We start from the raw sequence: 10,727 nt of genomic DNA on the forward strand, positions 1-10,727 counted from the left end.
AAATGGGCGCTTTAGCAATTTTCCAGATAATCATGATGGTTATAGCTGTCGCGATTATGTTTATTGGCAGCAAAGTAAAAGATGACCGCAAGCCTGCCGGGTTAGAGGATTTCACTTTCCCGACTGCTGCAGAGAGACCAATTCAAGTTCTTTATGGGACTCGAAAGCTCGGCGGGGCAAACGTTCTCTGGTATGGAGATCTTCGCTCTAAAGAGATCACCAAGAAAGTTAAGTCTGGCTTTTCGTCAAAAAAAATGACGATCGGCTATAAGTACTTTATGGGCGTGCAACTTGGTATCTGCCACGGCCCGGACGTTACTTTGCGTGAGGTGTGGTTTGACGACGACAAGGCATGGTCAGGCCAAGTCTCGTCTGGATCTTTCACCATCAACAAGCCAGACCTGTTCGGCGGTGAAGAGAGCGGTGGTGGTGTCCAGGGCACGGTCAGTTTTTACAGCGGCGGGCTGCTCCAAAAAGCAAATGCGTACCTCCAGCGTGTGGTGGGTGTCGACCTTGTGTCTGGGCTGCGGGGTGTGTGCTACGCCGTTTTAGAGCAATTTTATATTGGCAATACTGAGACCCCGTCCAAGATCTCCTTTGTCTGCAGCCGCTTCCCGAAATCACCCAGTGGCAACGCAACCCTGGAGGTCATCGGTGATGACGCAAACCCGGCCTTTGTTATCTACGAGTTTCTGACTGACAAGCGCTTTGGAGCCTCCATTTCTGCCTCTCTGGTCGATCAGTCGACGATTGAGGCCTGCGCCCAAATCCTTTACGACGAAGGCTATGGCGTGAGCGGCGCGGTCGATTCGGCAAAACAGGCGTCAGCGGTGATCGACGACATTCTAAAGGTTATCAATGGATCTCTCGTCACCGACGCCGGCACCGGTCAGCTGAAGCTCAAGCTAGCACGCGAAGACTACTTGATCTCCGACCTTCCAACGCTCAATGCCAGCAACATCAAAGGCATCAGCAACTTCAATCGAGGCTCGTTAGATACAGCGGCCAATGAAGTCAAAATCAAGTATATATCTATTGCCGACGGCTTCACTGAGCGTACCGCCACGGCGCAAAATCTGGGCCTGCGAATCCACAAGGGCGACAGCGACGGCGTCAGCTACGACTTCATGTCCATCTCCACTGGAGCACTGGCTGCCAAGGTCGCGCAGCGAGAGCTCAGACCGCTTTCGGTGCCACTGGCGAGCTGCATCGTTGAGTGCAACAGGAGCATGTACGACATCGAAATGCTCGACGTTGTCACTCTTGACTGGCCGCCACTCAATGTCCAAGGCCTGGTCATGCGTGTGATGTCCGTTGACGTCGGTAGCTTGAACGACAGCTCGATCAAACTGAGCCTCACGCAAGACGTTTTCGGCGTTCAGAACACCGTATATGCAGACGGCGGCGAGCGCACATGGACGAAACCAGTTTTCGAGCCAGTCGACCCACCAAGCATTCAAATAGCCGAAGCACCGGCAATCTTCAACGAGACGGCAGGGCTCACAAGAACGGTCATGGTGCTCGCTGAACAACCAACTGCTGGCCAGAACTACAAGCTGATCACTAGGCAGGGAATAGAGTCCTGGTCGGAGCAAGGCGACTACCCGTACACGCCAGTTTTCACGCTCGGCGAAGCACTCCCTGCAACCCCAGCAACCATGGCCACCGGCCCAATAATCTCCGGCGACATCAGCCTTCTCGACAACTACAGCCAAAACGAAAACCGCGAGGCCTTGGGCATTCTGTACATCGACGGCGAGTGGTTGTCTTACGAGACTTTCACGATCCTGACCAGCTCGACCGCTCAACTCAAAAACGTCCGCAGAGCACTGTTCGGCAGCACCGCCAAGGCCCACCCATCGGCCACCAAAATTTGGGCAGTCAGCGAGGGCTACGGCATTACCCTGGGCCAGTTCACAGCAGGCTCTGCGGTGTATCTGAAAACCTTGGTCAAAACTCAAACCCGGCGTCAAACCGAAGACGAAGCAGCCGAAAAAAGCTTTGTCGTCAAAGCCGTCAATGACCAGGTTTTCCCGCCTGCTCGGGTGCTTGTGAATGGGGTTGATGGTGGAGTGATTAGTGGTTTGGCCGAGGTGTCCTGGAGGTACCGGAGTGGGGGTGCGCAGGAGGTGGCTTTCTACACTGACGATCATGACCAAGCCTTTGCTGGCAGCGTGTCGATTGCAGTCTTCAGTGATGGTGTGAAGGTTGAACAGGTGGATAATTTGACCGGGAATTCCTGGGTGTATGAGGGCGAGGCCAGTAGTAATGGTGGGGTGCTGCGGGGGGATCTGGAGTTTAGGGTTAGCACCTACAGTGGTGGCGTCAGCTCAGATCCCATCGTCGTCAGAGTTACTCGACCTGCTCTCGCCGAGTGATGATGGGATCTGAGCTCTGCGTTCAGAATCATTACTCAAGCGCCAAAATACTTAGAATCCCTGAACTCCAGGGATTTTTAGTTATTGGGAGGGTAGGGTTTTTCTTGCAAAATGTTTGTTGTATACCTTGGCTTTGCAGGGTTGCAAGGTTGTACGGGGAATGGCTCATTGGTATTATTATGGTAAGTGCCATTAATAATAAGGACAAGGCCATGAACATCACATTGAACACTGAAAAATCTGATCCAGTATCAGTTATTGAAGCCCTGGCTGAGACTATGAGCTATGATCAGCTGGATAATGCCCTTGTTGCTCTTGGTAATCAGAAGGCACATCTCTACATGTGCAGCTACCACTTGATGAACTACAGGGTTTTCAAGCCTGGTAAGTATGATCAATGCGATCCAAAGGATTTCAGAATCCGGGTTTCAGATGCTCTTCTTCGCCGGTCATCGAGTTGGAGCGAAGAGGTGATTGATAGCCTTGGACGGTTGCTGAAGCTGGGGATTATTCGATTCCATGATCTCAGTATGCTTCCAAAGGAGGAACTGCTTGCATTTGCCCATCAAGAGCAAGAGCTGATCCTCTACATGAACTCTCCCGAATGATCCAATGGCCCCGAACTGCGGGGCTTTTTGATTACAGGCCCAGATCCATCGAGAATATGGCATCTTGCGCTTTAGAGCTGAGGTTTTGCAAATCGGAGCGAGAGATGGCTCCGATATCAAATAAGTCTTCATAGTTCAGTGTTCTGCAGCTCGCCGTTTTCTTTCCAATGTTGTCGATGAGGCATTTGTAGATGGCACTTATAAGGATCTCCGTATCCCAAATCTTTTCGCTAGAGCCAACATCGCAAATGTCAATTACTCCGAATTTAACTTCATATGGGTTGTAGTTGATCCAGCCTGGTTTCAAATTGCCGCTTTCAGTCTCCTTGTATGCGACGCTAAATGTCAAAGCTTCCTTTATTGTTGCAAATTCTATACTACATTCGCTTTTGATATAACCCAAGGTTCTTAAAATGCCGACGTTATCAACAAGGAATTGGCAGATTTTCTGGGGCATGTAGATTCGCGCTACAGAGTAATTCTCTAGACTCACAAATCTCGGGTAGCTTTTGGCCTGCAAGATCTCTGCTCTGCAAAGAGTTTGATGTTCGTTGCTTTGGAAGTCCATGATGACAGACGTCTTATCTGCCCGAGGCTTATACCTGGCCTGAGCTGCCTCCAACAGTGGCTGTTGCGACTGGGCATTGAATTCTTCGAGTTTCCGTATGCTTTCTGGCTTGTTGGGCATATGAAATCGAATATGGGTCTTGGTGTGAAAACGTGGTCTTCTACGGCTGGCTGATTTGAATCGCATCTGAAATTCAGTTTCTATTTCACGAGCAACTTCTATCTCAAGCTCGGAATCAGCTTTCACGACGGTAATGCCTGTCATCACTATTCTCCTTGATCACCCATATTTGTATTTTCGCAGTGAGCAATAGGGTGATCAAGCTTCCGGCAAGCCTATCTTTAGGTATATTCCAGATTTTTCTCATCCTTCCAGATCTGACTGACATCCTCCTGCTGCTCAGCTTCCGAGATTGAAGCCCACCCTGATCGCAGCTGGCAGTAGTGCTCGCCCGGCTTTTTGTCTTCAAGATCCCAGTTTGCCCGGATGCCCAATAGGCTCAGGAGCAAGGCGATGATCAGCTTGATCGTGACTTCGAGCTCTTGCTGCTTTTTCGCTTGGAAGCTAAGACGGATGGATCTGCGATTACGGGCTCGCAAGACGAGGTAGAAGATTCGCACTCGCTCTTGGCGCTCCTCATCTCTTCGAGCAGCCTCTCTCTCAAGAGCTGGAAAGGTTTCCGGGTCATATTCGATGCCTTCCTGTGTTGTTAGTTTTTGGAATGTTAGTCGGCTCCGTTTGAGCTTACGGCCACTGATGACGGTGCCTTGGTACTCGTAGCTGATGCCTGTCGGCTGGCCATCAGCGTTCTTCGTGAAGTGAACGTAGACCTGTTGCCGGCGTAGGAGTGACACCAGCATGAACATGTCGCCCTGGGCTGCAGCAGTTGTTTCTACAGCTCCCGCGATCTTTGCAATCATTTTGTGTTTCAGGGGGATCGTGCCTTCGCGTTCAGCGGCTTCCAGGGCATTGCGGGAGATGGCGGTGCCCCAGGTTTCAGTGGGAGCAGGTGCTTTGCTGAGGCCGAAGTGATCTTCGATGCGGCTTGTGCTGTCGCAGCTGCGCGAGCGCTCGTTGCTGTCCTTGACCATTGAGAACTCTTCATCCATGCAGATCCTGTTGGCCACAACATGCACATGTTGATGGTCAGTATCGCCGTGCAGGACAGCCACCCATTTGTTGTCATCTCCGAATCCAAGATCACGGAGGTACATCTCGACGGTTTCCTGCCATTGAGCATCTGTGAGCTCCTCGCCTGGCGGGAGTGACAGGATCGCGTGCCAAACCGGCTTCACAATCCGATCGCTGTCGATGGCGTTGTTACGGAGCTTCTCAACAACGTCGAACTCAGCAATCATTCCCTCGACGTCAATTTTGTCTTTGTCATGACCATTGCGAAGCGGATCGGGAGAAAAGCAGTTCCTGCCGATTGTTCGGATTGTGGTGAGTGCGTGCTCATGCTTTCTCAAGCCGAATATATACTCGATTCGATTACGAAATGAGCCAATGCCCTTGTCTGTGATTTTACCAATCATCTTATTATTCCCCGATGTCCATTAGGCGGTTATTAATGTCTACGAGCCTTTGAACAACAATATCGCTGTCTTCGCCTTTGCTAATAAGGCCAGCAATACGCTGTAGTTCTAGTGAGAGCTGGATGTGCGACAGCGGAATGCGCACCTTGCCTGCCACCTTCGAGTTGACCAGGAAGTCACGCACGAATGCCCCTGCAGCTTGGTAGCCTGCTTCTTCGCACCTGGCTTTGATAATTGCCCGCTCTTTCTCGCTCAAGCGAATGATGAGTGGCTTGTCCCGACGTTTTGAAGCATCAAGAGTTGGCCTGCCTTTTTTATTGTTATTGTCCATCAGCGCAACCTCCAAAGGAGAGTGAGCAGCTTAAATGTCTATCATAGACACAACTGGCCACTCATAAGATCTAGTTTTATTATGCAAATGGAGCAAAGGGTGGTGGAAGTGTTTTATGAGAAATATTTGACTTAAATGGCGATAAAGGTGCCTAAAATGGCAACTCAAGTGCCAGCGCTGGCAATAAGAGTGCCTCAAATGGCGCGATATACTTCTAACTTCGCACACTGTCAATGCGATATATCATGAGCGTTACTCTCGTGGGGTGCGGGCTGAACTCAATGTCGCAGTACGTGAGTGCGAAACTAGGAATTGTCACAGGCGATGAGAGTGAACTGCGCCCGTGTCGCTGGAAGGCTGTGCGAGAGGGTGATATGCCGCAGTAGAACAAAGTGACTCATGGTCATGTCGCAACCCGATTGAGCGGAAGGCTCGTGTCTACGCTCCCACCTCAGTAGGCAGTGCCAGTCGTGAGTGCCATGGGTTGGACAGACAGACCTGATGTAGAGCTCAGAGGGTGACTGGACTGATTTTAGGCCTGGGGAACGAAAAGGGGTCGTGAGGAGGTCGAGCGGGATGCGATGAGTGATTCTGAAATTGCACACTGAGTGCACACGAGGTAGCGTCTATGAAGGCTGTATCCCAGTAAGATCAAGGCCTGCAGAGGGTTGTGTCGATCCCATCCATCATGGGTGCAACGCTGAAGCGGCGAGAGGGCTCAGGGCTCGTGGTTTGTGGCTTTGAGCTTGATTTTGCGGTCATGTCGATCAACGTGTTTTGTACCAATTCTCGGGGGGTAGGCGTTTTTACTAAACCGTGGGTAACAGTCGTCCGACGGCGTGTACCAATCTCGGATGGCGACGACCAGAACGCGTAGAAAGGATTTGATGGCAGCACTGGCCACCTCGTCCAGATCAGCATTGATCGTGACAGGCTGACAGTCTACCAAGAGAGCCAGACGTTCGTCCGCAAACAGGCTGCGGTGGTTTGGGCGAAGCGACGGGAAACCGCGTCTCCTGAACCTGAGGCTATCGAGGGTGCCGTCAGAGTAGGTCGCAGGGTTTAGAAGAGGCTCAGGTTGCGCCTAAAAAGTAGTGAAGTCGAAACGGTCAAGCCTTGCTCATTCAATCTCAGATGTAGCGTTTAAGCATCTGATCGAAGGCGCCTTGGTTTCGCCAACACCGGAACTGACTGCTGATACATCGTTGACCGTGCGCCGGAGCGTTCTGGAATGCCTCGCCACGCAACACCTGAGCAGAGTACCCAGAGCAGCACGCCATCTAACCGGGAGCCCTCCAGAATTTCAGCTTCTGAAGGGCGCCGACTGGTTCTCGCGGGATTTCGTACCGAGCCTAGCCAATACAAATCAATTCAGGCTTCAAAATTCATCTGGAATTCCGACGGTTACTTCTGAGCCATACGCATACGTATTGAACAGTCTGCTGGTTGCGCCGACCGCGACGGTGATTTTATCACCGGCTTTACGAGTTCCGTAAATTTTGACTGTAACCGGGGTATCCTTGCAATAGTAGGCTACATGGTCACCACTGCCATTGCCTGCTTTATACCAGAGTCGGCATGACTGTTCTGTTGCTGCGCCAGGTCCCCCATAACCAGACAACTCACCTTCGATGACAAAACCCGTGGGGCCGTCAGCACGCACGGTACCATCAAAACGAACATCGTATTGCGTGTTTCCCAGGCCGTCCTTGTCGCTGTATACGGGCTTGACAGATTGCGCTGGGCCGCCGGTCACTACTGTTGCTTTAGTACTGTAGTAACTATCAAACTGGCCACTTAACCCTTCATTGAAGCCGATCCGAAAATCAACAGTTTCATTTGGCTTTCGGTTTCCTTCGCCGGATACGGAAAATACATTTTCACTACTGCCGACTGGTTTGAATTCCAGATAGGTGTACTCGCCAGAGGTGCCGCCATGTCCCAGGCGCACCGTGTTGACAAAGCCATCTCTTTCCAGGATTCGATAAAGTTTATAAGTGGCTTTAAGCGTTCCGGAAAATTTATACCCCGTGCTACCGTTTGACTCTACTACGCCGTCAAACGTGGCTTCAGACTGAACATTTGTTTTGTAATGTATTTTCACTGCAGGCATGGCATGTATCTCCGTATATATGCATGACTAATGCTTTCTTGTTAGTGATGGCACGTTAGGAGAGGGTTGGGGCTTTGTCAATAGCGGAATTGCAAGCTGGGGTCGGTATGTTCGTTGGGTTGAAGTAGGCACGCTTTTTTTATTTCGCTATTAATTTCGTCATTACTTCGATCGGGCACTTGAACTGATGCGTTTGCGTGGCTGGATATTCAACGTGTAAACATTTATATCCAATTGCTTCTCGCCGCAGCACTGGCGAGCCAAGCGCAACCTGCGCCATTGCCGACTGAATCGCGGGCAAAAAAATCTACATGGCGACAATTAGAGCATGGAACAAAGCTGATGGATCGGTTAACTGTATCGTTCTCACCAGCCTGATAGGACTCTAGACAGACGAATATAGGTGAAGTGATTACGAAATTGAATTTGCGCCCCTGAGGCTTCAAAGGGGCGCTGGAGGATGCATGAGATCGGACGAATGCTGGCCATGCAAGGGGGCTGGGATTGATGGCAGCCCAGGCAGGCTGCCATGCCGCGGTCCGTTCCTTATTGACCTTCAATCGCTGCAGCGATAGCGTCATTGAAGGCCGGAATATCCTTCGGAGTCCGCGAGGTAATCAAGGTCCAGCCATTGGCCTTGCATTGCTTCACCTCAGCATCAACCCACCCTTCAGCCCCGGCGTTTTCCAGATCAAGTCTGACGCTTGGGTACGAGGTGAGGGTCTTGCCAGGGATAACCCCGGCATTGATCAACACCCACGGCCCGTGACAGATCGCAGCGATAACTTTGCCCGCATCAGCGAACTCCTTCACCAGACGCTGGGCATTCTCGTCCAGTCGCAGCGTATCGGCGTTGACCGTGCCGCCTGGAATCACCAGCGCATCGAAGTCTGCTGCCCTGAGCCCAGCCAGAGCGGTCTGGGACTCGACGGTGCGGTCTTTCTCGGTGTCGCCAACGAATGTCTGGGTGGTGCCGCCTTCGCTCGACCCGTGGGTGACTTCAGCTCCGTGAGCCTTCAGCGCTTCCAGCGGTTTGACCAGCTCATCGCGTTCAATGCCGGTGTTTGCGGTGATGAACAGTACCTTTTTACCTGCCAGTTGATTACTCATGGTGGTCTCTCGGTCCTCTCGATCAAGGTAATGGAAATGGTTCGGTCGAATGCTTTTGCCCGACACGTAAAAATGTGAGGGCAGGGCGGTTTCGAAAGTTCAGCTGGATTCACGCGGGTGGCGACTGCGCCTGAAATGGGCGGTGCCAATCTGTAGCCGGACACATTGTGCAAACTCGGGTAAAGGCTGGTAACGGTACGGCAAGGGCTCTGGCGCGTGGCCCTGCCATAGTCATTCAAGGGTGTGCGCTTCTGTTTTTGCGGCGGACGACCATTGGTCGCTCCCCTCTACAGGCGGACTGGACCAAACTATAAAAATGTACGATGATTTTCGTACTGGTCAAGGATGACTATGGGCAACGGTTTCAAAGCGGCAAAGCGCGCGGTAATTGCAGCGCTCGAGACAGGCAGTTATCTGCATGCGGCCCGGGGTGACATCGCGATCAAGAATCTGCTGGCGGTGGGTGCAGTGTCGGCACGTACAGTCATCGAGGTGATCCGTTCATGCAGCGGCGCTCACCACAGCTGCAGCGCGCACCACATGGCGCCTGAGGTCATCGTTCATGTGCTGAGGCGGCACGGTTGGTACATCAAGTTTTATTTCATCGAGCCAGACACCTGGTTCCTCAGCGTTCATCAGTGAGTATCCAGATCATGCAGATCCATTTTGAAGGCGACACCGGCAGGGCGCTGTGCGAGCACTGCCAAGCGCTGGTGGCGTTTGTTTACAGGCGCCGCGATGTGCCATTCAGCGACGGCCAGGGTCAGGCGCGAGACATTCTTGTAGGCGTCTGCAGCGGCTGCGAAACGGTGGTGGCGATCCCACCGCAGTCCACGCCAGCGATTCGTGACGCGCGCAAGCAGCAGCTCAAGTCCATCGAGGCGCGCTTGCCTGCGGTTTACCTGGATGTGCTGGATGCGGCTATGCATGAGGTGAGCAGTGATGCGGGGGTGAATCTGCGCAAGTTCTTCCTGGGCTACTACTTTCAGGCGCTGGCGCAGGCTGACGATGCCACCGGGCTGCAGGCTGCTCATGAGGCGTTTGTTCTGGCGCTGGATGAGCAATTGCGTCAACGGGGGCTGGCGGCCCCGGCTGCAACGCGGCGGCTGTCGATGAAGATCAATCCGCATATTGCCGAGGATTTTCTGGCGCTGCTGCAACGCACCCAGATGAGCCAGACCGAGCTGCTCAAATCAGTGATTGCGCGGATTCGGGCGGATGTTCATGAGGTACGAAACCCTGAGGTGATTGGGGAATTACGCAAGCTTGTGTATCTCGCGGTTTGATGGCGCTGGTGTCCGCCTAGCTATCTCAGCTCCAGCCGCTGAATGCCAGTGCTCGATCAATGGTGGCTGCGTATGGGAGGTTTTCGGACCTACCGGGTTTCCTTCTTCTGCCCCGGCTTTGCAGGCTGTACGTAGCCGCCACCCATCCTCTGAAAAGGACAGGTGTCTGACTTTTCCCCCGCAGGAGAAGTCGACATGATCAAGATCGTCCCCGATCCACCCCATCCCAACGCCCTCCACGCGCTCGAAGACACCCTGATCCAAGCCGCATATTACGTCCTGTGCGCACTGACGGTGGCCCATCAATCCGCCTTGCTTCTACCGCGCACGCCCGGCTTGATCATGATGCTGACCATCATGCATGAGCTCGAAACCGCTCGCGCGTTGGTGGATACGGCAATCACCCAGCTACAGCGCATCGATGAGCCGACCAAGCCGACGTTGCACTGAATCAGCCAAGTCGGAGGATTGCACATGGACAAAGAACCGCCAGACCGCATCGGCAGGTTGGGCCTTACAGTCGGCTCAGCGACTTGCCTGGAGGGTGCCATTATGAGCAAGCCGTACGCGGACGAAAATGTAGGAGCGGCCTCGCCGGGGCGCCGGACCGGTCGGAAAGGGTCGCGCAGCGGCCCCAAAATCTACGCAGCCTCGCAAGATCGCCGGGCCAGCTACGCTGGCCTTTCGCGACCGGTCCGGCGCCCCGGCAAGGCCGCTCCTACACGGACCGCGTAGGGCTGGCGTTGCGCTTTCAGTCATCAGGTCGGTTTCAGGATACGTCTGGTCGCTGGCGCACAT

General features: G+C 53.0%; 10 protein-coding genes and 1 pseudogene. 5 read left to right on the forward strand and 6 right to left on the reverse strand.

The features are described 5' to 3' along the window. The first annotated feature begins 2 nt into the window (after nt 1-2). Entirely contained in the window at nt 3-2,378 is a 2,376-nt protein-coding gene (locus tag ACQZ2L_RS12490) for a phage tail protein (protein ID WP_430326295.1), read from the forward strand. A 212-nt stretch (nt 2,379-2,590) separates the two neighbouring features. Continuing rightward, nucleotides 2,591-2,986 carry a hypothetical protein gene (locus ACQZ2L_RS12495; RefSeq protein WP_430326296.1) on the forward strand — a complete coding sequence of 132 codons (396 nt, stop codon included), beginning with the start codon at nt 2,591-2,593 and terminating at the stop codon, nt 2,984-2,986. A gap of 31 nt (nt 2,987-3,017) precedes the next feature. On the opposite strand, the gene ACQZ2L_RS12500 is transcribed toward ACQZ2L_RS12495, so the two are convergent. From ACQZ2L_RS12500 to ACQZ2L_RS12525, 6 genes and pseudogenes are all read right to left on the reverse strand, one after another. Beyond that, nucleotides 3,018-3,818 carry a hypothetical protein gene (locus ACQZ2L_RS12500; RefSeq protein WP_430326297.1) on the reverse strand — a complete coding sequence of 267 codons (801 nt, stop codon included), beginning with the start codon at nt 3,816-3,818 and terminating at the stop codon, nt 3,018-3,020. 77 nt (nt 3,819-3,895) lie between these two features. Continuing rightward, complete coding sequence (locus ACQZ2L_RS12505; RefSeq protein WP_430326298.1) at nt 3,896-5,089, reverse strand: relaxase/mobilization nuclease domain-containing protein; 1,194 nt, start codon at nt 5,087-5,089, stop codon at nt 3,896-3,898. Nucleotides 5,090-5,093: 4 nt separating this feature from the next. Further along, nucleotides 5,094-5,420, reverse strand: a complete 327-nt coding sequence (locus tag ACQZ2L_RS12510; RefSeq protein WP_430326299.1) for a plasmid mobilization protein — start codon at nt 5,418-5,420, stop codon at nt 5,094-5,096. 1,113 nt (nt 5,421-6,533) lie between these two features. Next, a pseudogene (locus tag ACQZ2L_RS12515) lies at nt 6,534-6,704 on the reverse strand (transposase); the annotation flags it as partial. Nucleotides 6,705-6,798: 94 nt separating this feature from the next. Continuing rightward, nucleotides 6,799-7,533 carry a hypothetical protein gene (locus tag ACQZ2L_RS12520; RefSeq protein ID WP_430326300.1) on the reverse strand — a complete coding sequence of 245 codons (735 nt, stop codon included), beginning with the start codon at nt 7,531-7,533 and terminating at the stop codon, nt 6,799-6,801. Nucleotides 7,534-8,079: 546 nt separating this feature from the next. Then, complete coding sequence (locus tag ACQZ2L_RS12525) at nt 8,080-8,643, reverse strand: type 1 glutamine amidotransferase domain-containing protein (RefSeq protein ID WP_430326301.1); 564 nt, start codon at nt 8,641-8,643, stop codon at nt 8,080-8,082. 351 nt (nt 8,644-8,994) lie between these two features. Between ACQZ2L_RS12525 and ACQZ2L_RS12530 the strand changes: the two genes are divergently transcribed. The 3 genes from ACQZ2L_RS12530 to ACQZ2L_RS12540 all read left to right on the forward strand — a co-directional run bounded on the left by ACQZ2L_RS12530 (nt 8,995) and on the right by ACQZ2L_RS12540 (nt 10,379). Continuing rightward, complete coding sequence (locus ACQZ2L_RS12530; RefSeq protein WP_430326302.1) at nt 8,995-9,285, forward strand: hypothetical protein; 291 nt, start codon at nt 8,995-8,997, stop codon at nt 9,283-9,285. A gap of 11 nt (nt 9,286-9,296) precedes the next feature. Continuing rightward, on the forward strand, nt 9,297-9,929 hold the full coding sequence (locus ACQZ2L_RS12535) for a hypothetical protein (RefSeq protein ID WP_430326303.1): 633 nt from the start codon (nt 9,297-9,299) through the stop codon (nt 9,927-9,929). 195 nt (nt 9,930-10,124) lie between these two features. Next, complete coding sequence (locus tag ACQZ2L_RS12540) at nt 10,125-10,379, forward strand: hypothetical protein (protein ID WP_430326304.1); 255 nt, start codon at nt 10,125-10,127, stop codon at nt 10,377-10,379. The last annotated feature ends 348 nt before the right edge of the window (nt 10,380-10,727 follow it).

The organism is Pseudomonas shirazensis (assembly GCF_050496565.1).
Lineage (GTDB): Bacteria > Pseudomonadota > Gammaproteobacteria > Pseudomonadales > Pseudomonadaceae > Aquipseudomonas > Aquipseudomonas shirazensis_A.